This is a genomic window from Desulfovibrio sp. 86 (assembly GCF_902702915.1).
GTDB lineage: Bacteria > Desulfobacterota > Desulfovibrionia > Desulfovibrionales > Desulfovibrionaceae > Desulfovibrio.
Genome location: NZ_LR738849.1, coordinates 1892753 through 1916405, shown reverse-complemented (window position 1 = coordinate 1916405; position 23653 = coordinate 1892753). Strand labels below are relative to the sequence as shown.

11 protein-coding genes are annotated in these 23653 nt (G+C 58.6%); 5 read left to right on the top strand and 6 right to left on the bottom strand.

What is annotated here, in order from left to right:
- Positions 1-558 precede the first annotated feature (558 nt).
- Positions 559-3873 carry a hypothetical protein gene (locus DESU86_RS07875; protein WP_179980549.1) on the bottom strand — a complete coding sequence of 1105 codons (3315 nt, stop codon included), beginning with the start codon at positions 3871-3873 and terminating at the stop codon, positions 559-561.
- Here DESU86_RS07875 and DESU86_RS07870 point away from each other — a divergent pair, their 5' ends adjacent.
- Positions 3874-4077, top strand: a complete 204-nt coding sequence (locus DESU86_RS07870) for a hypothetical protein (protein WP_179980548.1) — start codon at positions 3874-3876, stop codon at positions 4075-4077.
- 672 nt (positions 4078-4749) lie between these two features.
- Here the strand turns inward: DESU86_RS07870 and DESU86_RS07865 are convergent.
- From DESU86_RS07865 to DESU86_RS07845, 5 genes are all read right to left on the bottom strand, one after another.
- A complete protein-coding gene (locus DESU86_RS07865) occupies positions 4750-10008 on the bottom strand; it encodes a beta strand repeat-containing protein (RefSeq protein ID WP_179980547.1) in 5259 nt (1752 codons plus the stop codon).
- Positions 10009-10253: 245 nt separating this feature from the next.
- On the bottom strand, positions 10254-10535 hold the full coding sequence (locus tag DESU86_RS07860) for a hypothetical protein (RefSeq protein WP_179980546.1): 282 nt from the start codon (positions 10533-10535) through the stop codon (positions 10254-10256).
- Positions 10536-10987: 452 nt separating this feature from the next.
- Positions 10988-12406: a glycosyltransferase family 2 protein gene (locus DESU86_RS07855; RefSeq protein ID WP_179980545.1), complete on the bottom strand. Its 1419-nt coding sequence runs from the start codon at positions 12404-12406 to the stop codon at positions 10988-10990.
- A complete protein-coding gene (locus tag DESU86_RS07850) occupies positions 12399-14336 on the bottom strand; it encodes a cobyrinate a,c-diamide synthase (protein ID WP_232088298.1) in 1938 nt (645 codons plus the stop codon). Before DESU86_RS07850 ends, DESU86_RS07855 begins: the two co-directional genes overlap by 8 nt.
- 316 nt (positions 14337-14652) lie before the next feature.
- Positions 14653-15930 (bottom strand): IMP cyclohydrolase, encoded by a 1278-nt coding sequence (locus DESU86_RS07845; RefSeq protein WP_179980544.1) that lies wholly within the window; start codon positions 15928-15930, stop codon positions 14653-14655.
- A gap of 203 nt (positions 15931-16133) precedes the next feature.
- On the opposite strand from DESU86_RS07845, the gene DESU86_RS07840 reads away from it, so the two are divergent.
- From DESU86_RS07840 to DESU86_RS07825, 4 genes are all read left to right on the top strand, one after another.
- Positions 16134-16502 carry a hypothetical protein gene (locus DESU86_RS07840; RefSeq protein WP_179980543.1) on the top strand — a complete coding sequence of 123 codons (369 nt, stop codon included), beginning with the start codon at positions 16134-16136 and terminating at the stop codon, positions 16500-16502.
- Positions 16503-16916: 414 nt separating this feature from the next.
- Positions 16917-18194, top strand: a complete 1278-nt coding sequence (locus DESU86_RS07835) for an adenylosuccinate synthase (protein ID WP_179980542.1) — start codon at positions 16917-16919, stop codon at positions 18192-18194.
- A gap of 20 nt (positions 18195-18214) precedes the next feature.
- Positions 18215-19120, top strand: a complete 906-nt coding sequence (locus DESU86_RS07830) for a DNA polymerase III subunit delta' (protein ID WP_179980541.1) — start codon at positions 18215-18217, stop codon at positions 19118-19120.
- Positions 19121-19779: 659 nt separating this feature from the next.
- Positions 19780-22731, top strand: coding sequence for a diguanylate cyclase (locus DESU86_RS07825; RefSeq protein ID WP_179980540.1), 2952 nt, complete (start codon positions 19780-19782; stop codon positions 22729-22731).
- Positions 22732-23653 lie beyond the last annotated feature (922 nt).

The window sequence follows — 23653 nt, the reverse complement described above, 5'->3', positions numbered from 1 at the left end:
CTCCCACGATTTTTGGAGTCGTTGATGCGCCTTAAGGCGGGGGGATAGGAAAGGAGAATACAGAGAAGTTGTCTGATTCTGGGGAAGATATCCTCGGCCGCATACCCTCTGATAAAGGTGCGGCCCTGAAAAGACGAGGCGAACAAATGGAAGCTGCTGTTCGCGTACTGGGAAGAACCCATCGCTCTAGCAATAAGACCTGTTAGCGCTTGCGTCAATATATAAAAAGCTATTTTATATATTTATTGATTTGCAAGGCTATTTTTTTATCGCAGACTTGCTGATAAGAATCCGTTTTTATTGATATAATACTTTGTGGAAGTAAAAGCGATACATCGTGCCTTGCGTAACGTTTTTCGTCCCTGCTATCTTCGTAGTATTACCCGGGTGCACGTTCCGTCGCACACCCGGCCGCACTAACCCTCATAGAAAAAGACAAATAAATACGGCATTCTATGTGAATGACGCAACCCGACATCTTTCAGGGCCGTTAACGCTTGAAATGCAAGCAGTCAGTCTTTGCCTGCCATACGCGAGCATTTCAAGCGTTAACATGCTCTAGTATGTGGTCATTTCCCGTGCGGCGTTGTCCGTCGTTTCCTGATTGGGATCCATCACAGTGGGGGCGCTGACGACTTCTTGCTCCAAATGTGCGTATTCTTCAGTAGTTACGCCAGCATCAGAAACATGTTCGCCGGGGCCGCCCTGAACAATAATTTCGCTCATATCGGTCAGGGCCACTTCGTGCAGGTCTGAGCCCGATTCAACGTACCAGAGGCCGTGCTCGCCATTGTCCGCCAACTGCTGGTCAGTGCCAGCAAACAGGCTGTCAAGGCTCTCATCCCCAAGGGTCAAAACGATCTCGCCCTGAACCCCGGCGTTGCCGCTTTGGCTTTCTCCACTGCCAAGGTGGCCGTTATGCAGGGGCGCGTCCCCCTCATATGCGGACGTGTCCACGTGCGCGCCAGCGCCAGGGGCATTTAAAAAGGCGAAAAGCGGCTGTGCCGTCTCCACTACGTGTTGGACAACGGCAACGTCTGGCTGCGCGATGTCGTCAGGCACAAGAATATCCGCATGCAGCGCAGCAGTGTCCGGCTGCACGCTGGCGGCAGCTGCAGCTACCTGACTGTCATCACCTGCCATATGAACCGAACCCTCATGAGCGGCGGACGGTGTCTCCTGCGTGCTGGCGCCATATCCGGCTGCGGCATGCTGCACATCCTGCGTGCTGGCGTCATGCCCGGTTGTAGCATTCTGCGCATCCTGCGTGCTGATGTCATATCCGGCTGCGGCATGCTGCACATCCTGCGTGCTGGCGTCATATCCGACTGCGGCATGCTGGGCTGCGGCATGCTGCACATCCTGCGTGCTGATGTCATGCCCGGCTGCGGCATGCTGGGCGTCCTGCGTCTGGTGTTCTGCGTCTGTTTCCGCAAACGAAACCGCAAAACCGGAGTCGGAGTCGTGCCCTGGCAAGAGGTGTATAAGTTCCGGAGGAACAATGGCATCCGCACCCGCTCTAGTGTAGATTGCTTCCAAAACCCCTTCAAAGGTTGTCATAAAGTCAGCAGGCAAGTCGGCAGGATTCAGACCGACAAAACTGATGCCCCTCAGACCGTCTGCAATGAGCGGATCAGCGCCAATGGCCGTGATCCAATCTCCATAGCGGGCGACAAAGCTTTCAGCGTCGGGCGCTTGAAGTTCCAGGGTATAGGTCCCCGCCTCTGAAGACACTTTCAGGCTGCCAGCCTCAACCGCACCGTTGAGAGTAAGGGTATTTTTGCCGCCGCCCAGGTCGATTTCATTGGCGGGGTCGCTGCCAACCAAAGGAAAGATGCTCTTGACAGCGCCGTTGATGGTCACGCTGTCATCGCCAGCGCCTGTGGTGATAATATTCTTTCCGCCATAGTCGGCCAGCATGGCTATGCCCTGCCCGTCGTTGGCAGTCAGGGTGACTCTGTCCGTGCCATTCGCCTGGGAATGGCCAATGATGCGGTTTACGCCGCCGACGTACTCGCCCCTGGCCCACATGGCAACGGCTTTTTCAGCGGTATCGGCCGATGCGGTGATGGTCACGGTGAGGGGCGATCCCGCGGTGGACTCTATCGTGTTTATGCCGCGAAATTCGGCAGACATACCGTGTCCGCTGTCAGCACCGGAGCCTGACACTTTCACCTCGCCGCTGTTGGTTGTGATAGTATTGTGGCCATCTGTTATATACATGCCATAGCCAACGGTTGTACCCGCGCCCGACACAGTCACGGCGCCGCTGCCGGTGGTAATAGTACTCGTGCTTCCGCCCCCACTGCAATCCATACCCGCGCCAATCACGGAGCCCTTGCCGGCAACGGTCACAGAGCCGCTGTCAGTGGTGATAATGTTGCTAGCGCCTGCCTCGGTGGTGACGCCGGTGCCTTTGCTGTGGGTATCGCTGGTAGCGGTCGCATTGCCGGTAACGGTCACATCGCCACTCTTTGTGGTGATGCTGGTGCTGCCGAAGTTACCGCTAAATATGCCGTCGCTATAGACATCGCTGGTGCCAGTGGCAGCGGCGGTAACAGTCACATCCCCGCTGTCGGCATTGATGCTGTTGGTGCATTTGAAAGCGGCATTGATGCCGTAGCTATAAACCTTGGTAGAGCCAGCGGCAGCGGCGGTAACAGTCACATCCCCGCTGTCGGCCTTGATGCTGTTGTTGCCGTAGCCATCGCTATAGATGCCGTTGCTTTCGACTTGGCTAGATTCAGAACGATTAGTGCTGGCAATAGTCACATCACCGCTAGAGGCGATGTTGTTGGCCCCTTCCGTAGACGCGCTCAATCCGCTACCACTTGTTGACGTGATGTCCACGGCGCCGCCGCTGATGTCATTCTTGCCGTAATAGGTGGTGCTTACGCCATCACCAGAGGGGTTATGGACGTAGACCGAGCCCTTGCCCATAGCAATGACGTTCTCGGCTCCGAGGTCCTCCCCAATATTGCCCTCCACAGCAACAGTGCCTGCCACCTGAAGCGCGCCGTTGGCAGAAATTATCTGCGTGCTGGAACCCAGTGTGGAGTTCACAACACCGGCGTTCAGGGTGATGGTATTGGTGTCGTCAGCCATATGCGCGCGGTCAACCGAACCGCTGGCGTAGATGGAACTGCCGCCGGCCACGTTATCGTTCAGGATGATTTCATCATTCCGCGAGGAAGATATGATGGAATAAACCCCGCTGTTATGCTGACCCTGATGGAATTCACCTATATTTTCAGCATTATGTTCGACGCTCTGTCTGTCATACTCTATGGAATCAAAATTCTGGGTGCTCGTGCCCACAAGCTCCACGTTGTATTCAAAAGTGCCGCCTGAAACCCGGTCAGCAACCTTTACATGAACCAGGTCCACCAGGTTTTTATTTGTCAGGCCAAGACGCTGCAGTTCAGCCGCGCCATCTGGAGTGAGAGAAAATTTCAACCGGCCAGTGGAGCTGTCAACGTTGATATCTACCCACGAGGCTGACCATCCCTCAGGCACGAAAACCGTGACAGCGTATCGGGCATCGGGCGCTGAACCACCAAAATCAATGTCGTTGGGGGGAACGGCTAGAGGGGCCACGCCATTGCGGCCAAAAAACACGGGAGTGGATACGGAATCGCCAGGATCGCCGGGGGAATAGAGCACAGCGCGCACAAAGGCTACCTCAGCAGCCGGCGGTAGTTCGGGGTCTGCCGAACCCGAACCATGGTCAGCAGGCCCATGGCCAGCAGCCAGAGCGGAATCAAACTGTATGCCGCTATCGGCTGCAGTTGCTTTTTCCTGCGCTGAGGCATCCAGGCCATTCAGGTGGTCCAACCCACCCATCAGGCTGGAGTCGCCGTCTGTCTGAATCACGTGCGCATTACGCGTCTCATGTTCAGGCACTGCTCCCGGCAGCAGATCTGGCCCGAAAGTAGTAAAAAAATTCGTGCCGGACATCAGCCTGCCATCAACTTCAAACTCGGGGATAAAATCCGCACGATAATCGACATAAAAATCGACAAGCCGAATGACCGCACCGTCGTCAAACGTAAAAATCAGTGCGTTATCATCGCGTGACAACGTAACGCCCTCAGTCGGAAAGCCAAGCGTAATTTTATCACTTGCAGCAGGGTGCAGGGTAAGTGTCTGACCTGGGCCAGGGCGTAAAATTTGATCAAGGGGCATGGTCGCCTCCCACGATTTTTGGAGTCGTTGATGCGCCTTAAGGCGGGGGGGATAGGAAAGGAGAATACAGAGAAGTTTTCTGATTCTGGGGAAGATATCCTCGGCCGCATACCCTCTGATAAAGGTGCGGCCCTGAAAAGACGAGGCGAACAAATGGAAGCTGCTGTTCGCGTACTGGGAAGAACCCATCGCTCTAGCAATAAGACCTGTTAGCGCTTGCGTCAATATATAAAAAGCTATTTTATATATTTATTGATTTACAAGGCTATTTTTTATCGCAGACTTGCTGATAACAACCCGTTCTTATTGATATAATACTTTATGGAAGTAAAAGCGATACATCGTGCCTTGCGTAACGTTTTTCGTCCCTGCTATCTTCGTAGTATTGCCCGGGTGCACGTTCCGTCGCACACCCAGCCGCACTAACCCTCATAGAAAAAGACAAATAAATACGGCATCCTATGTGAATGACGTAACCCGACATCTTTCAGGGCCGTTAACGCTTGAAATGCAAGCAGTCAGTCTTTGCCTGCCATACGCGAGCATTTCAAGCGTTAACATGCTCTAGTATGTGGTCATTTCCCGTGCGGCGTTGTCCGTCGTTTCCTGATTGGAATCCATCACAGTGGGGGCGCTGCCGACGTTCTGCTCCACTGGTGCATATTCCCCGGTAATGACGGGCGTCTCAACGGCATGTTCGCCGGAGCCTCCTTGAACAACAATCTTGCTCAAGTCGGCAAGAGCCACTTCGTGCAGTTCTGCGCCCGATTCAACGTACCAGAGGCCGTGCTCGCCATTGTCCGCCAACTGCTGGTCAGTGCCAGCAAACAGGCTGTCAAGGCTCTCATCCCCAAGGGTCAAAGCGATCTCGCCCTGAACCCCGGCGTTGCCGCTTTGGCTTTCTCCACTGCCAAGGTAGCCGTTGTGCACGGACGCATCACCTTCGTATGCGGACGTGTCCACGTGCGCGCCTGCGCCAGGGGCATTCAGAAAGGCGAAAAGCGGCTGCGCCGGTTCCCCCTCATGATGGCCCGCAATCAAGTCTGGATGTGCGCTGTCGTCAGGCGCAAGAATACCCGCGTGCGCCGCAGGAGTGTCCGCTTGCGCGTTGAAGGTGGCCTCCTGACTGCCATCGCCTGTCATGAATACCGGGGCGCCATGCGCGGACAGGAGCGCATTCTGCGTGTCGTCATGTCCGGCTGCGGCATGCTGCGCGTCGTGGGCACTGTCAGCATGTCCGGCTGCAGCATGCTGCGCGTCCTGCGCATGATGTTCCACGCCGGTTTCCGCATGCAATGGCGCAGGGCTGAAGGCGGGGCTGGGGGCTGTCAGGGAATCAGAAAGCGCCTGCGGTTCAATGGAAACGCCCGCATTTTGGAGAGCGTTCAGGATATTTTCAAAGGTTGCCATAAAGTCCGCCACATATCCTGCGGACTGAGCGTTCTCGTCCCAACCTTCAAAGTGGATGCTTGAAAGCCCGTTGAAAAGATTGTTGGCCACTATGCCGTTGAGCCAGTCCCCGTAGCGGTCGGCAAAGCTTTCAACACCGGATTCCTGAAGTATCAGGGTGTAGGTTCCGCCTGTGGCAACGACATTCAGGCTGCCGGGCTCTACCGCACCGTTGAGGGTAAGAGTATTGCTGCCGCCGCCCAGGTCGATTTTATTGCCGTCACCGATGATTTTGCCGTTGATGGCCACGCTGTCATCGCCAGCGCCTGTGGTGATGATATTGGCGCCGCCATTGGCGGTCTGCATGGCGATCCCCTGGCCGTTGTTGGCGGTCAGGGTGACACTGTCGCCCATACCGCCTGCCTGGGAATGGCCGGTGATGCGGTTTACGGAACCGCCGCCACTGGCCCACATGGCAATGGCTTTTTCAGCGGTATCGGCCGACGCGGTGATGGTCACGGTGAGGGGCGATCTGATGGCGGACTCAAGGGTGTTCTTGCCGCCGCTTGTGGCAGAAAGCCCCATACCGCACTGGTTCTCAATGGAGATCGCGCCCGCTGACAGGGCGTTGTGGCTGCCTGCGCCGTCAGCCTCCACAGAAATCATGTCATTTATGCTGGTTGAATACGGATCACGCTTACTGTTGGTCGCGGCGGAAGTGGTAATTGTGATGGCCCCGCCTTGTGAAGCCTCAAGCGTGTTGCTGCCGCCAGACCGGGCCTTGACGGTGGCAAGGTCTCGGTCGGCATACACCTTGGAATCAATAATAATATTCTTCGCTTGCAGGGTGTTGCCGCCTGTCGCCCCATGCGCGGTCAGGGCCTGTGTGATGCCGTTAAAGGTGACATCTCCGTCCGTTGTGACGCTGTTGCTGCCGCCGCTGTTGGCTTTAAGCCCGACCGCCTGTCCGGTAAAACTGATATCGGTGCCGCCTGAGCCGGTGATGGCGTTGACGCCGCCGTCAATGGCATACATGGCGCTGTCACTATAATACAGCCACGAGTTCGTGGGAGACCAGACCACCCAGCTGGCCCACGAATTGAATTCAATGCTGCCGCCATCTACGGACAGGCTGTTTGCGCTGCCGCTTCCGTCGGCCTGAAGAACATTGCCGCCGGACAGGGCAACGTTTCCGCCTGTGCCGAAGACGCTGTTCATGCCGCCCGCTTTGGCCAACAAGCCGTTGCTGCCGCTGGTTTCCCCAGCAAGGTCCATGTCTTTGCCGGTAATGACGTTGCCGCTGCCAGACCCTTCGGCCTTGAGGCCGGTATTGTTGGCGGAAACGGATATCTTGCCGTCCTCGGCGCTGATGGTGTTGCTGCCGCCCGATGCGGCCACAAGCCCCTCGCTGTTGTTGGCAATGTCCACTGTGGCGCTGCCGGTGGCCGTGATGGTATTGCTGCCGCCATTACTGGCTGAGGCTCCTATGCCGCGCCTGTCGCCTTTGACCTCGATGCTGCCGCCCTGATGGGCGGTAATGGTATTCTGCCCGAAGTCGGCGGCAAGCCCGTCGCGTGCGCTGACGACCACATTGCCGCTCGTTGTGGCGATGCTGTTGTTGCCGCGAGCAGAGGCGGACATGCCGTAGCCGGCACCGCTGGCGGAGTTGACCGACACCGTCACGTCACCGCTTGTGGTGGTGACGGCATTGCTGCCGGAAGATTCGGCCTTCATGCCGACGCCGTCGCCGCTGACGATACCGTTGCTGGTGCTGGTAACACTCACCGCGCCACTGCTGGTTGTGATTGTGTTGCTGCCGATATAGGCGCTCATGCCGGAATTGACGCCGGCAATGGTCACGTCGCCGACTACCGTTTCGATCTCGTTGCTGCCGAGAGAGTCGGCCAGCATGGCGTAAGCGCCCGACACATTCACAGCGCCGCCGAGGCTGCTGCTTTTGGTTGTGATAGTGTTGCTGCCCTTACTGGTGGCATACAGGCCCTTTGTGCTGCCTGAAACGCTTACAGCGCCATTTTCAGTTTCGATGGTGTTGGTGGCCCCTGTTGCAAGCACGCCGATGCCAAAGGAGGGGCCGGTGCCCGACACGGTCACGTTGCCACTTGTGGTGGTGATGCTGAAATTGCCGCCAGACTGGGAATGCACACCGTACGCCTCCTTGCCGGAGCCGGAGATGGATACATTGCCACCCTTGGTGCCGATGCTGGTACTGGAACCGGAGGTAAAGGTGCCGTAGTGGGTACCGTAGTTGGTGCCGTTGCTGGTGTCATAGCTGACGATGGTCACGTTGCCGCTGGAGGTTTCAATGCTGTTGCTGGAAGGTTCAATGGTGTTGCTGCCGGAAGAGGTGCCAGCAACACCATAGCTGTTTCCGTAGCCAGTGGAAGCTGAAACCCTGACATCGCCGCTGTCAGTTTTGACGCTGTTGCTGCCGGAATCGTCCGCCCGCATACCGAATCCAAAACCAGAAAAGCCACCGGTACTTGTACTTGTTGCGGAAATCTCCACAGTGCCGCCCGTAGTCTTAATGCTGTTGCTGCTGCCGGCATTGGCGGCATACATGCTGTGTCCGTTAATAGTCCCGGTAGCGGTAACGGCCACATTGCCATCCTTGGCGTCAATGCTGTTTTTTCCGGTAAGATCGGAATACATGCCCACGCCGTATGAACCGACGGCGGCAACGCCCACATTGCCCCCTTCAGTTTCAATGCTGTTGCTGCCGGAACTGGAGGCGCACATGCTCGCTGTATTGCTTGACACGCTAACATTGCCAAGATCTGTTTTGATGCTGTTGCTGCCGGAACTGGAGGCGTCCATACCGTGGTAGTTGCCCGACACCCTCACGTCACCGCTCTTGGTGTTGATGCTGTTGCCGCCGGAGCTGGAAGCATTCATACCCCAGACGTTGCTCGACACCCTCACCTCACCACTGTCGGCATTGATGCTGTTGCTGCCGGAGCTGATGGCAGACATGCCAAGGGAGCCGCCAGCAACGTCTGCATTGCCGCTGGCGGTGGTGATGTTTATGCTGTTGCTTCCCGCATTGGTGCTCGTCATGCCATAGATGCGGCCTGAAACAGTCACGTCGCCGCCACTGACGGCATTTTTGCCGCCATCGGCAGCGGACACGCCATCGCCAGAGGCGTGCTGGACATACACCGAGCCCTTGCCCATATGAATGACGTTCTCGGCCCCGCTGCCCTGCACGGCTACGCCGTCCACCACGTCAAGCGCGCCGTCGGCGGAAGTGATGTGCGTGACGGAGCCTTGTGTGGTGTTCACAACGCCGGCGTTGAGGTTGATGGTATTATAGTCGTCAGCCATATGCGCAGGGTCGGCCGATCCGCTGGCATGTATGGAACTGCCCCCGATCACCGCTTCGTTAATGATGATTTCATCATTCTGCGCCGAGGATATGACGGAATAGGCCCCGCCGTTATTCTGGCCCTGGTGGAATTCGCCCATATTGTCCAGATGCTGGCCGCCATACTGGCTGTCATGAGCCGCTGAATCAAAATTCTGGCTGTCCGTGGCCACAAGTTCCACGTTGTATTCAAAGGTATCGCCTGAAGCGCGGTCTGTAACCGTGACATGGATGAAGTCCACCAGGTTTTCACCCGCAAGGCCGAGACGCTGCATTTCAGCCACGCCATTTGCGGTGAGGCGGAATTCCAGCCGACCGGCACTGCTGTCAAAACTGACGTCTACCCACGAGGTTGACCACCCGGCAGGCAGGGAAACCGCCACGGCATACTGGGCCCCGGGCGCTGAACCGGCAAAATCAATGTCGCCAGGGGCAACAGCCACTGGGGCTACGCCATTGCCGCCAAAAAACACGGTGGTGGTTACAGGATCGCTGGAATTACCGGGGGAATACAGCACCGCGCGCACAAAAGGCCCGGAGGGGAACAGCGGCGGCGTGAAACTGGGACCATCGGGGCCTGCCGAACCTGGATTGCCGCCCAAATCCGTCCCCCTGGCAGCCAGGAGGGGATCAAACTGTATGCCGCCGCCCATCGCAGCTGATTTTTCCTCACCAGACATGACCAGTCCATCCAGGTGATCCACCCCTCCCAACAGGTCGGCGTCGCCGTACTCCTGAGCAGAATGGGAGCGCTCCACAGGGGCAGGGCCTGCTGCCGGTATCAGTTCGGGCCCAAGTGCACTGAAAAATTCCGTACCGGAAAGCAGCTTGCCATCAGCTTCAAATTCAGGAATATTTCCAGCATGATAGCTGTCGTAAAAATCATCAAGGCGAATGGCGGCACCGTCATCAAAGGTAAAAACCAGCGCGCCATTGTCGCGCGACAACGTAATGCTTTCAGTTGAAAAGCCGAGGGTGATTTTATCACTCCCAGCAGCGTGTATGGTGATTGTCTGACCTGGGCCAGGACGTGAAATTTGAGAAATAGTCATGATCGCCCCCCATGAATTCTAGAGTCGTTGATATGCCTTCAGGCGCGTCTGATATGAAAGGAGAATGCAGAGATGTCGTCTGATTCTGAGGAAAATATCCCCGGCCACACACTCTTGAATAAAGGTGCGGCCCATAAAATACATGGCGAACACGTGGAAGCTGCGGTTCGCGATCTGGGGAAACCCCATCGCGCTCAGAAATAATACCTGTTATCACTTGCGTCAACGAATGCAGAAATGTTTTGTTACATATCGCATAGAATATTAAATTCGAATGTTAAATAAATGACCATAACAGACATTTTTTTATAGATTTTAATTATCGCATAATAAATACTGCCAAACACAAGTTTTTTATTCACTCCAGCCTGTATAGAATAATCGAATTGCGTCTGCCCGCAACAAGCTGTGCTTTGTTTGCCTGCAAAAGACACATAAATACTGCTTGTTGTGCCGCGTGTGGCGCAACGCGGCACCTCTTCAGGCAAGAGCGGCATCTTCGGTCCCCCGGTGCTTCGCGTCGTCACACCATCCCTCTTGTGGTCGCTTACGCTCCTGATGGCAGCAAATGCAGGATTGTTAATTCCTTTGCAGTCTCGATGGACAGGCTGCAAAGTCAGACAACAGCCGAGGGATGGCTGCCGGGGCAGGCTCGCATGGTGATCACGTGTATCATGCACGTCCAACCATAGAGCAGTTTACGAATGAAATGAGTTAAATGCTCTGCAAGGATTTTTCTGAAAATCCTTGCCACGAAATGCGAGTAGGCAGGCTTTTGCCTGCCGTACGCGAGCATTTCAAGTGTTAAATGCTTTAGAAGAGTAGGCAGGGTCGCGGGCACGATCGCGTGTGGGGCTGGTGTTGAGACAGGGTACGGGGATAACGTCGATGGAAGCAACGCGGCGCAGACAAAAAAACCCCGGGCATGCGCACCGGGGAACCTTTTTCAGCCTTGCAGGCCTGGTACTGCAAAATCCTTTTATGGCCTGCTGTAGCGCATAAGCCACTGATTGAAAATCTCGGCCAGCAGTGCGTCCCCGCGCGCATAAGCGGCGCGCCTGGCCTGCTGTACTTGTATCTTGGCCAGGTCAGCCCTGCCGTCAGCCATGCCGCCGGATTCGGCAGGCGTGCGCGCGGTCTGGGCAAGGGGCTCGGCAGACTGGCCCACAGCCTGGCCCGATGTCTGGCCCGCAGTGTTGCCCTTAGAGCATTCAAGCGAAGCCCCCGGCTGCGCCTCCGAGGCATCTGCCTCCATGACAGCCTGAAGCGACACGGCGCTGTCCGCCCCTTCCACCCGCGAGGTAAGGGCCAGCAGCCTTTGACGTGAAACCGTGTCGCCAAAAAACATGGCGCAGCGCACAGCGCATTGCAAAGCTTCGCGCGCGTTTCCGCCAGCCTCAAGCATATCCATAAGCCGATGCCAGCCGCCCCGCCAAAGCGGTTCCTGCTCAAGCATCTCCCGGCAAACGTCGTCACTGGCCGAAAGCGCGTCAAAAGCCTTGTTGCGCCGCTCTTCCTGCGCTTGTGGCAGCACGGGCCAGACGTCAAGATCCGGCCCCATCTCAAGTTCATAGCCGTCCAGGGCGACCAGGGTGTGCAGGTCCGGCTTGACGCTGCTCCCGTGACGGCGCATGAGCAGTTCGCCATTAAACGTATTGTGGTCAAAACGGCCCGGCGTCTGGCTGGTATGGTGCACAATGACGCTGCCGCCCTCCACGGCAAGCTTGTACCCCCGTGCGCGCAGCTCGCAGCACAGGTCCATATCTTCAAAGCCGTTGCGGTATTCTTCATAAAATCCGCCGCAGTCCATAAACACGGACTTGCGCAGCAGCAGGGCCGCGCCCGTTATGGCCTGGAGAGGACGCTTTTTGCGCGGCGCGGCGTGGCTCCCCGGAAAGCCCTCATAAAGATGGCCCACAGCCATAAAGGGCGTGAAATAGATGCCGCAGTGCTGCACCGTCCCGTTGGGATAGAGCAACAGCGGCCCCACGGCTCCCACGCGCGGCTGTTCCAGCGCCTGCCGCAGGGGCAGCAACCAGTTCGGCGTCATGGTGGTGTCATTGTTCAGAAAAAAGAGCAGGTCGCCTTCACTGGCAGCGGCTCCGGCATTGCAGCCTCTGGCGAATCCCTGGTTTTCGGGCAGACGCACGGGGCGAAAATCCGCTCCGAAGAGGGCTTTGCCCAGCGGCTCCAACTCGGTGGCCGTGGCGTCGGTGGAGCCGTTGTCCACAACCACCACTTCCATGTTTTCACCGTGCGTGCACTCGGCCAGAGAACGCAGGCACGCGGCGGTCATGTCCCAGAGATTCCAGGCCGGAATGATAACGGAAACCCTGGCCGCGCTATTGGCCGCGTTATTGGCCGCACTGCTGGCCGTGCTATTGGCCGCGCTACTCATGGCTGGCGCTCCCGTCCCGCGCGGCGAAACTTCTGGCCGCCGCAACGAAATTTTCTGCCCAGCCCGGAGCGGCGGGGGCAAAGATGTGGGTATAGGAGGCCCACACATTGCGGAACACAAGGCCATCGACCTTTGGCGCGCCGCGCCCGTGCGGGCTTTGCGGCTCCTGCCCCGGCGCAGGACCCATGCCCTGCCCTTTGTGCAGCTGCATGGCCCAGCGCGGCCAGGAGCTGGCTTGCCTGACTGGCGGCCTGACTGATGGCGGCATGGCTGATGACGGTCTGGCTGGCGGCGCTCCTTCTTTGGCTGACGGCAGCCCGACTGGCGACAACCCACCTGGGGATTCCGTGGCGGCTTCCACAGTGGATTCCACAGTAGATTCCGAGGTCAAACCGGGCGGCATGCCCTCCGGCTCTTCCCAGCGGCAGTGGGAGTAGTGAAACTCATGCCCGCGCAGTTCCGTATCCAGCGCAAAAAACGGGTTCGCGGCGGTTATCTTGCCGCGAACATAGCCAAGCCCCTGCGGTTTGGGACAAAAAACCGCCGTCACCGGCAAAATGCCGCTCATGGGCCACAGTTTTCCTTCGCGCTCAATGCCGCGCGACAGCACCATAAAGCCCCCGCACTCGGCATAGATGGGCATGCCCTGCCCTGCCCACTGCGACAACTGACGCAGCAGGGGCGAGGCGCTCAAGGCCGCCACATGGTCTTCGGGAAAGCCGCCGCCGAGATACAGGCCATCCACCTGCGGCCAGCCAGCGCCGCCGTGTCCGGCATCCCCGTCATCCCCCCTGGGCAGCAGGGACAGATGCACAAGATCGGCCCCGGCCCGGCGCAGGGCCTCAAGATTTTCCTCATAGTAAAACCACAGGGCCGCGTCGCGCACATAGCCTATGCGCGGCCTGCGGCCTGCGGCCCCTTCCTGCCCGACCGGGGGCGTGCCTCGTGTTTCGGCAGCAGCGTGATCCCCTGTTGCGGCATCCGCGTGAACGCTCTTTGCCGCAGCGGTTTCTTCACCAGAAACCCGAATGCCAGCAGACACCGCCGCAAATTCCGGGCATGAAGATTCCGGCCCCGCAGATTCAGGCCAAAAGGCTTCGGCCTCCAGATCGGGAGCGCTTTGGGCAGCGGCCATGATGCGATCCAGATCCACGTGACCGCCCACAAAGGCCGCCAGCGTGTCCAGCACCTGCTGCGCCTGCGGCGAGAGGTCATCCCCGCAGGACGCTATGCCCATGTGCCGCTCCGGCAGCGGGTTTTCAGCCAGGCGCGGCAAAGCGCCGAGCACGGGCACGTTTGTATGCTCCTCCAGAGCCTGCCGCAAAATCTGTTCGTGCCGCGCCGAACCCACCTGATTGAGGATCACGCCCGCGAAAGTGACGCCCTCTTCAAAGGTCAGCATGCCACGCACCAGAGCCGCCGCCGTGCGCGTCATCTTGGTGCAGTCAACGCTGATGATCACAGGGCAGGCCAGTATGCGGGACAACTCCGCCGTGGAGCAGGAACCGCGCGCGTCCATGCCGTCAAAAAAACCCCGGTTGCCCTCCAGCAGGCCGATCAGCCGCCCCTGCCGCGCCATTGAAGGGCTGTCGGCGGGGCTGTCGGCCAGGCTGTCGGCATGGCTGCCGCCGGTCTGCCTTGCGGCAGCCGCCCGCATGGTGTGGGCAAAGAGCGCGCGCAGGCGCGAAGGTTCGAGAAAATACGGATCAAGATTGGTGGTGGGCACTCCGGCGGCCAGACGCAGCCAGGCGGCGTCAATGTAGTCCGGCCCCTTTTTGAAGGGCTGCACCGTCACGCCGCGCGCCACAAAGGCTCGGCACAAACCCAGTGAAAGCAGGGTCTTGCCGCCGCCACCCGAAAGGGCCGTCACGCACAGACGGGGCATGGCTCCGTGCTGACTGAAAGTGGAGGATGTGGGCTGGTGGCTCATGGCGCTCCGCGTAATGGCCGGGTCAGAAAAACGACTTCAACCGGTGGGGATACCTAAGTGTAATGTTCCAATAGGTTGCTCACCCTACCAAAATCGGTAAAGCTGGAATTAGCAAACAACAGCAAACCGAGAGAGGGAAAGGGTGAACAGCCTATTGGAGCATTACATCCAGACAGTGTAGTCACGAGATGAATTTTCAGTCATATCAAGGAGAACAAGCCTTTTATGCAGGGAGTGTACTCTGATGGTACTCGACCGAAATAAAAGGCGCAGTTCGACGAAGAGATGCCTGAAAAGGCGCTCGTGACTACACTGTCTAATGCTTGAAGGAACGCTGCCCCGTAAACACCATGGCCACCTGCGGCACGGCCTCGTTGCAGGCCATGATCACTTCCGCGTCGCGCATGGAGCCTCCGGGCTGCGCAATGGCCGTCACGCCCTGCGCCAAAGCCACGTCCACGCCGTCGCGGAAGGGGAAGAACCCGTCGGACACCAGAGCCGAGCCAATGAGCCCGCCACGGGCCTCTTCGGTGCGCCTTTCGATGTCGGCCAGCTTTTCCGCCATGTCCGCATCCTGAACAGCCTTGAGCTTGAGCTCGTACAAAGTCATGCCCAGTTCACGGAAGGCCAGCGTGTCCGCATACTTGGTGTGCGCCTTGTGGATGGCAAGTTCCACGCAGCCCACGCGGTCCTGCTCGCCGGTGCCGATGGCAAGGGTTGCCCCGTCGCGCACAAAAATCACCGAATTGGACGTCACCCCGGCTTCCACGGCCCAGGCAAAGCGCAGGTCGTCCAGTTCCGCCGGGCTGGGCGCGCGCGCCGTCACCGAAAGGCCGTCCTTTGTCGTTGCCGTGGCGGGCAGAAAATCCTTGCCGGAAAGAATACGGTTCACAAAGGACTTCTGCACCACCATGCCGCCGTCGGCCAGACACTTGATGTCAAGAAAGGCGGAAGAGGTCAGTTCTTCAAGGCGGCCAAGACCGGGCAATTCCATAATGCGCAGATTCTTGCGGCCCTTGAGGATTTCCACAACGCCCTCTTCAAAGGCCGGAGCCGCCACCACTTCAAAGTAGTTGGCCGCGACAATCTCGGCCGCCTCACGGGTGAAGGGCCGGTTGACGACCACCGCCCCGCCAAAGGCGGCGATACGGTCGCACCAGAAGGCCTTTTCAAGGGCCACGGCCACGCCGTCCTTGCTCCAGGCCGCGCCGCAGGGATTGTTGTGCTTCAGGATGATGGCCGCCGGACGATCGGCGAGGTATTGAAGCATATTGGCGCCATTGTCCACATCCGTCAGATTGGTCTTGCCGGGGTGTTTGCCAGCCTGGATCATCTGCGCTTCGGTCATGGCCGAAACGATGCCGTGACCGGGGCCGCGCCACTCAAGGCCGCCGCAGGTGATGGAGCCTTCTTTCAGGGCGTAGAGGGCTGCGGGCTGATCGGGGTTTTCCCCGTAGCGCAGGCCTTTTTCTTCGCCGTCCAGCGTCCAGACACGTTTTTGAAATACAAGCTTTTCGTCGCCAAGAAGAATGGTCATGGTTTCAGGAAAAGCGTCCTTGCGCACAGTGCTGTACATGGCCTTGAGATCCGACATGCTTCCTCCAGATGTTCGCTGGTCAGGTGAGGGCTTTGCATAGCACAGAACGGGCCGCGCCACCAGACCCCGAAAACCGCGCCCGGCGGCAAAGCTGCGCGCGTTGACGAAAATCGAGCCAGGCCCTACATTGCCTTGTCGCCCAAAGGGCTCACAACGCGGGCCGCCGCTTGGCGCTGCCGACCCGCATCAGCGGAGGACATATGGAAAAACTGCTCGCCCGGCTGGCACAGCAACTGGACACTATTGACGAAGCGTCGCTCATGTCGCTGTGGAGCAAATACGCCACCATAACCAGCCGCTTTGAACCCACCAAACGGTGGGAAGAAGCCACTCTCATTTTTTCGCTCATTCAGGCCAAACGCTGGAAAAACCAGCTTTTCAACTTCCACTGGTCGCGTCAGAGCCAGGGGCGTGAAGACCTTGACCCTCAGATGCCCAACCTTGCCCCGGACTTCTCCCTGGAAGCGCCGCAGGAACCCGCGCCGGAACACCGTTGCAGGGTTTTGGAGTTTCGCCCCCTCAAGCAGGACGACGAAAACGGCGAAAACAACGAAAACGACGAGAGCTGAACCGGGACTTTGGCACGGCAGGCGCAAGACGCCCCGGCCGCCGGGCAGCCCTGCGCAGATCTGGGCGCAGCACAGGACACATATCCGGGCGCAGATTTGGGCTCAAAGCCCGCCGCATGGCCCCCGCAAGCCCTGACGCAAGGCTGGCGCATGGCCCGTCGCATGGCCCGGTGCGTGGCCCGGCGCGTGGCCTGGCGCAAGACATGGCGCGGCACTGCCCCCTGCATACGCTTGTTCGATTCAAGCCATTATGAACGTTTGACTTGTAGTTGCATCCGAGATAGGTACCATGAAAGGCTTTGCGTCCCGTTTTTGGCACTTTGACAAAGCGGTCATTCGTTGCGCCCACAAGCGCGCGACCTTTCCTCATGACAGCACGCCGCCCCGGCCGCGGCGTTTCAGGCAGGTAATACCATGGCTAATACGGTAATCATCGGCGCACAGTGGGGCGACGAAGGCAAGGGCAAAATCGTTGACATGCTGAGCGCCCAGAGCCGGGCCATTGTCCGTTTTCAGGGCGGCAACAACGCCGGTCACACCATCAAAGTTCAGGGCAAGGAAACCATTCTGCACCTGATCCCTTCAGGCATCCTGCACGAAGGCAAAATCTGCCTCATCGGCAACGGCGTGGTGCTTGACCCCTTTGTGTTTCTTGAAGAGGTGGACCATCTCGCCGCCAAGGGCATTGACGTTTCCCCTGCCAGGCTCGGCATCAGCAAGAAAGCCCACCTCATCATGGCCTACCACAAAAGCCTGGACAAAGCCCGCGAAGCCAAACGCGCCGCCCACAAGATCGGCACCACCGGTCGTGGCATCGGCCCCTGCTATGAAGACAAGGCCGCCCGCATAGGCCTGCGCGCCGGCGACCTCACCAATCCGGCCCTGGTGCGCGCCAAGGTGGCCCACGCCCTGCAGGAAAAAAACACCCTGCTGCGCGACCTCTACAAATTTGAGCCTCTGGACGAAGCCGCTGTCTGTGAAGAACTGCTGGCTCTGGCCCCGCGCATTGCCCCCTACCTCACCGAAGTGGAAGACCGCCTGCAGGAAGTGCAGGCCGAGGGCGGCGACATTCTTTTTGAAGGCGCTCAGGGCATCCATCTGGATATCGACCACGGCACCTATCCCTTTGTGACCTCATCCAATACCGTGGCGGGCAACGCTTCCGCCGGTTGCGGCATCGGCCCCTCGGCTCTTGACCGCGTGGTGGGCATCGTGAAGGCATACACCACCCGCGTGGGCTCCGGCCCCTTCCCCACCGAGCAGCTTGACGACACGGGCAGCTATCTGCGCACCCAGGGCCACGAGTTCGGGGCCACCACTGGTCGCCCCCGCCGCTGCGGCTGGCTGGACGCCGTTATCCTGCGCGAAAGCGTGCGCCTGTGCGGCATGACCGACATTGCGCTGACCAAGCTCGATGTGCTGCAAAATCTGCCCGGCCTGCGCATCTGCGTGGCGTATGAACTCGATGGCCGCAAGCTCGACTATACGCCGCAGGAAGAAGGCGCGCTGGAAAGGGTCACCCCCGTGTATGAAGACCTGCCCGGCTTTGAAGAAGACATCACCGACTGCACCCGTTATGACGCCCTGCCCGAAACCGTGCGTTCCTATATCGCCCGTATTGAAGAGCTTACCGGCGTAAAGGTGAGCATTGTCTCTGTGGGCGCCGAACGCACGCAGACCATCGTGCGCTGAGGCGCGGTCGCCGTGCGCTCATGAACGGCCCTCTGCTTCAGGCCATTGCCGCTCCGGCCTTTGACAGGCTCAAGGACGTGCTGAACCGCCTTGGGGCCGCGCCCCCACAGGTTTTACTGCTTGAAGGCGGCAGCGAGGCCCAACGGCGCGACATGGCCCTGTACTGGGCGACGCGCATCAATTGCCCCCAGGCTTCGGCCACGGGGTCGCCCTGCCTCGCCTGTCCCTGCTGCCTGCAAACGGCAACGGGCGAGCACCTTGACCTTGCCGCCTATGACGGGCGCATCAGCAACCGTGAGGACGAAGAAAATCCCGGCCCCGTGCGCGCCTTCAACATGGAGCGCGTGCGGGAGCTTAAAAGCCGCCTGCGCGACGCGCCCCACGGCGCAGGGCGCAGGGTTGTCGTGCTTGCGGGCCTGAGCCTTACCCGCGATGAAGCCGCCAATGCCCTGCTCAAGGCCCTTGAAGAACCCTCCGCCACCACTGTTTTTGTCCTGCTCGCCCCCCAGCGCGAGCAACTCTTGCCCACCCTGGTTTCCCGCTCCTTTTGCCTCACCCTGCCCTGGCCCGACAGCCGCGCCACGGACGAAGACATGCGCCCATGGGAAGAAAAGCTGGCGCATTTTCTTGTCAGCGGCCAGGGGCTTCTTGACGCCCTGGCGGCCAAGGGAGCCATGGACGCCGCCACGGCCGGGCGTCTCATGCTCTGTTGCCAGAAATCCATAAACCGGATAATGTCAAAAACGTTACATAACAACGTATCCTCTCCACTTGATTCTGCATTGTCTTCCCTGGGGCCGCAGGGCCTGGCGCTTGTCTGCCAATGGCTGACCGAAGCACAGGACGCCCTGCAATACGGGCTTACGCCCGCACGGGCGGTCGAGGCCCTGGCCATGCGTATACATACGCTGCGACTTGGGGCTTAGGGCATTTTATTTTGCAGTTCTCAGGTTGCCGCGCGAACAGGGCCGGGCATACAGGCGTCAACGCCACTGCCTCCCTGCCCGCAGGCATGCCTGAACCATTGGCGAGATAGCGCAGTTTACCATTGAAATGGTTACATGTTCTCGCACCGCGCAAGAGCGCAGCGCGCCCCTGGCCGTTTGCGGGGACAGAGCCGGAGCGGGAATGGCAGAACCTTGAAGAACGGGCATTCTCAAGGACGCTCTGCCCAAGGCAGACCGGGGGGGTCTCACGCGGCGGCGCGGCAAACGCGGCACAGCATTAGAGCCTTTAAGGAAACGCTGATTTATTCCGTTTTGCGGTTTTGCTTCACTTTTTTTGAAACAGTCGAGGACGGAAGAGTCCACTCCTGCTTCAAAAAAAGACCGCGCCTTGCCAAACGAAATAGCTCTTTAATCAGTGCCCCTTTGAAATGCTCGTGTACGGCAGGCAAAAGCCTGCCTGCTCACATTTCGAGGCAAGGATTTTCAGGAAAATCCTTGCAGAGCAGTTCACTCCGTTCATTCGTAAACTGCTCTGGCGGCTGGCGCATGACAACACGTCTTTCCAGAACAAATGTACACTGCACCGACGCACAGGCAACGGGCTGGGTACGCCAGGCTTCAATGGGGGACAAGGGCACATGCACAGGAACATCCGCGTCCTGCCGCTTCTCGCTTGGGTGTTTTTCTGCCTGTTGCAGGCAGCTGCGCCCCTGCTGTCCCATGCCGCCTCCCGCACAGTCTGGGTAGGCATCTTTCCTCTTGCAGGCTTTCATCGCATGGAAAACGGCCATGCCGTCGGCTACAATGTGGACTATCTTGAGCAGGTGAGCAGATATGCCAACTGGCGGGTGGAATACGTTCACTTCGACAACTGGCATGACGCTGCTGACGCTCTTGAAAAAGAGCATATTGATCTTATGGGCGGCACCCTCTTCACCCCGGAACGCGGCAAGCGTTTCCTATACTCCCCCTACGCCAACGGAACCACCTACACCGCCCTCATCGCGCCCAAAGGCACACCTTTTGCCTATGAGGACTTCAATAATTTCGATAAATTGCGTATAGGCATTGACGCAGTAAGCCCCTGGCACAAAAACTTTGCCAGCTATGCCAAACAGCACGGCTTCACGCCGCCGCCGCTCCTTCCGTTCAGGGATCTCGCCGCGCTCCGGCAAGCCCTGGCCGAACACAAGCTGGACGCCATACTCACTACGGTGACCGCCCTTCGGGATGACGAAGTCATTCTTGCCAAATTTAATCCCCTGCCCTTTTTCTTTATCGGCAACCGCTCCAATCGCGCCCTGATGGAAGAACTGGAGCAGGCCATGGCCCAGTTGAAGCTGGAGCAGCCCGACCTGGAAAGCAGACTGGCCCGCGCCCACATGTGGCGCAGCTACCAGACCCCGCTGACCAAGGCGGAACGCGACTTTGTGGCAGAAAGCCCCCTCCTGCGGGTGGGATATCCCCCGAACCGCAAGCCCATGTCCTGGTTTGACCCTGCAACTGGCGAAGCCAGGGGCATTCTGCCGGATATTCTGCGCCTCATCGCCCGCAACTGCGGCCTGCGCTTCACCTTTGTGCCTATGAATCTGACGGACGCAAATCTTGACGAGTACTTTGTGCGCGACAAGATAGACCTGTGCGTCGGGGCCATGTTCGACCCCTGTACCAAGGGCAACCCCGTCTATACGCTGTCCTCACCCCTGTTGCGCTGCGGGCTCAACCTGTACGGCAAAAATTTCTTTGATATCCCGACCGCTTCTACCCTGGCCGTGGCCCTGCCGCAAAACTGGCTCGGCGGCCGCGCCTATATGGAAACATACTATCCCGCCACGCGCCTGCAGTTCTTTGACAGCACAGAAGATTGCCTGAATGCGGTTGTCGAAAACAAGGCGGATCTGCTGCTGCAAAACACGCTTGAAGTGGATTACCTTCTGACCCGGCCACGCTTTAAGGACATTTGCGCCCTGCAGGGGCGCAGCGGCATTGAAGAAGCCCGGGTGGGCATTAACGCGACCGTGCCGCCTATCCTGCTGAGCCTTATCAACAAGCAGATCATGGAGGTGGACGAAAAAAGCAAAAGCCAGATCATTTCCGAAAACATTTCTGCCGTGGCTGGGCCTCTGAGCCTCAAGGACATGGCCTACGAACACCGGACGCTGCTGGCGATTCTGGGCGAGCTGCTGCTCTTTCCCCTGGCCTTTGTTGCCTATGTCATGTACCTGCGCCGCAAAAACAGAAGCATCGCCCAAAAGAACGAACGTCGCCTGACCAACATTGCCAACAATATCAACGGCGGCGTTATCAGCCTTGCGGCCAACGTGCGGCTGGACATCCGCAATGCCAACAGCGGCTTCTGGCACTTGCTGGATTATGGCGACAACCCGCCGGAAAAACCGAGTCTGGCCGATTTTATGCTTCCGGCCGAAGCCGAGCATCTGTATCGGCGGCTTAAGCAACAGCGGCAGGAAAACGCAGCCATAAGCATGGAACTGAACCTGCGCCGCAAAAATGGCCTGTGGCTGCCCGCGTTATTACGTTGCACATGGTCCTGTGACGAGCATGACGCCGCACAGCCATGTCTTGATTGCGTTATCGTTGACATCACCGAACAGAAACACATGAACGAGCAGTTGGAACAGGAAAAAGAACGGTATCGCATCATTCTTGAGCAGTCGCAGGACATCATTTTTGATGTGGACACAGAAAAGGCGCAGTACACCTGTTCGCCCAATTTTTACACCAAATTCGGGCGCGAAGGCACGCCGCTGTTCGCTCCTGACGGCCGCCCGCGCAATGATCAGGTCGTGCATCCCGACGATCTGCCCGCCCTCGCGGAAATGCGGCGGCGCGTCCGTTCCGGCGAGCGCACGGTCTTTGGCGTTATGCGCATTCCCACAGTCCAGGGGCGTTATATCTGGTGTCGGGTGCAGACCACCCGCATCAGCAAAAACGACGCCCCACTGCGCATCGTTGGCAAGATCGTGGATATTGACGAGGAGGTGCGCCGCAGGGCGGAACTGGAGCGTCTTTCGCAACGCGACAGCCTTACTGACCTCTATAACAAAACCGCCTTCCGCGAGCGGGTGATGCAGAATCTGCCAACCACTGTCCTGAATGGTAAAACACACGCCTTGCTTTTTCTGGATCTGGACAATTTCAAGGCCCTCAACGACAGCCTTGGGCACATTGTGGGCGATAACGCCCTGGCCGAAGCTGCCGACGCCCTCAAGCGCATCTTCCGCAATGCCGATGCCGTAGGCCGCTTCGGCGGCGACGAGTTTTGCGTCTTTGCCATAGGCATCACCCGCAACGCCATAACCGCGCGGGCAGAATCCGTGCTGCAAGCGCTTTCAATGCATTTTGAACATGATGGCAAGGCCGTGGACATCACCGCAAGTATTGGCATCTATGTGTTTGACGGCAGCGAGACCTCCTACGAAGAAGCGCTGCAAAAGGCGGATAACGCCCAATACCGGGCCAAGCAGCTTGGCAAGAATCGCTATGTTTTTCACGATGATCCGCTGACGGCAGATGAGTTGGCGGCAGCGCAGCAACGCGGGGACGGGCTGGGCGGTTTTGGCTTTTAGAACTTTTATACTTTTTCAAAGTCACTCAACTCCAAGACTTTTTTCCCTTTGAATTTTTGCGTGGCCGCCTGCGCGCGCGGCGTGGCGTGAGTATGCGCGACGGGCGCTCTGAAGAAATTAAAGCACGGGCCTGTCCTTTGAGAATAAGCTTCTGTGCCCTGCGGGCATGGCGGCCTGTCTTTTATTACGTTTGGGCCGCCTCGGCGGGTGACGTGTCGAGAGTATGCGCGACGGGCGCTCTGAAGAAATTAAAGCAGGGCCTGTCCTCTGAGAATAAGCTTCTGTGCCCTGCGGGCATGGCGGCTTTTCTTTTATTACGTTTGGGCCGCCTCCGGCGGGGGCAGAAGGGGCCTGTGAAGGGGGCTGCGCCCCCTGACGAGGCCCCCTCTGCACTCCCCCCGTTTACCCCCAAAGCTTTCCAATTACCGCAGATTGGCGAGGGCTGCGCGGCTTTTGCTCCGGGAGCTTCCTCGCTCCGCTCGGCGATCTCCCTGCGCGCCGCGCAATGCCAGCGTGCACCTTCGCGCTGAACGAGAGATCGGCTAAAGTGCCTCATTATGCCAACGTGCGCCTCCGCGCCGAATGGGGATCGCTTGCTGTTACGCAGGCAACGCACTCAAGCCAGAGCTGTTTCTCAGGCAAGGAGAGGGGCAGCGCCGGGGGCGGCGTCATAAAGAACCGAAGCCGACACGTCGGCGAGGTTCGTGCGTAGCCGCCCCCGAAAAAGGGAAACTGTTGGTCAGGGTAGGACAGGGGGGTGCTTCGGGGGGGATGCAAGGGGGGCCGAGAAGGGGGCGCAGCCCCATAACCGGCCCCGCCTTGCCGCACGCCGCGAAGGCGGCCAAAACAACAGAAAAGAAAAGCTGCCGTGCCCGTAGGGCAGACAAATTATCTCTCAAAGGACAAGCCCTGCTTTAATTTC

What these genes read in the sequence shown, in the direction of transcription:
- DESU86_RS07830 (WP_179980541.1), top strand. Translation starts at nt 18,215, where the DNA reads ATGAACGGCCCTCTGCTTCAGGCCATTGCCGCTCCGGCCTTTGACAGG.
- DESU86_RS07855 (WP_179980545.1), bottom strand. Translation starts at nt 12,406, where the DNA reads ATGAGTAGCGCGGCCAATAGCACGGCCAGCAGTGCGGCCAATAACGCG.
- DESU86_RS07825 (WP_179980540.1), top strand. Translation starts at nt 19,780, where the DNA reads ATGCACAGGAACATCCGCGTCCTGCCGCTTCTCGCTTGGGTGTTTTTC.
- DESU86_RS07865 (WP_179980547.1), bottom strand. Translation starts at nt 10,008, where the DNA reads ATGACTATTTCTCAAATTTCACGTCCTGGCCCAGGTCAGACAATCACC.
- DESU86_RS07845 (WP_179980544.1), bottom strand. Translation starts at nt 15,930, where the DNA reads ATGTCGGATCTCAAGGCCATGTACAGCACTGTGCGCAAGGACGCTTTT.
- DESU86_RS07835 (WP_179980542.1), top strand. Translation starts at nt 16,917, where the DNA reads ATGGCTAATACGGTAATCATCGGCGCACAGTGGGGCGACGAAGGCAAG.
- DESU86_RS07840 (WP_179980543.1), top strand. Translation starts at nt 16,134, where the DNA reads ATGGAAAAACTGCTCGCCCGGCTGGCACAGCAACTGGACACTATTGAC.
- DESU86_RS07850 (WP_232088298.1), bottom strand. Translation starts at nt 14,336, where the DNA reads ATGAGCCACCAGCCCACATCCTCCACTTTCAGTCAGCACGGAGCCATG.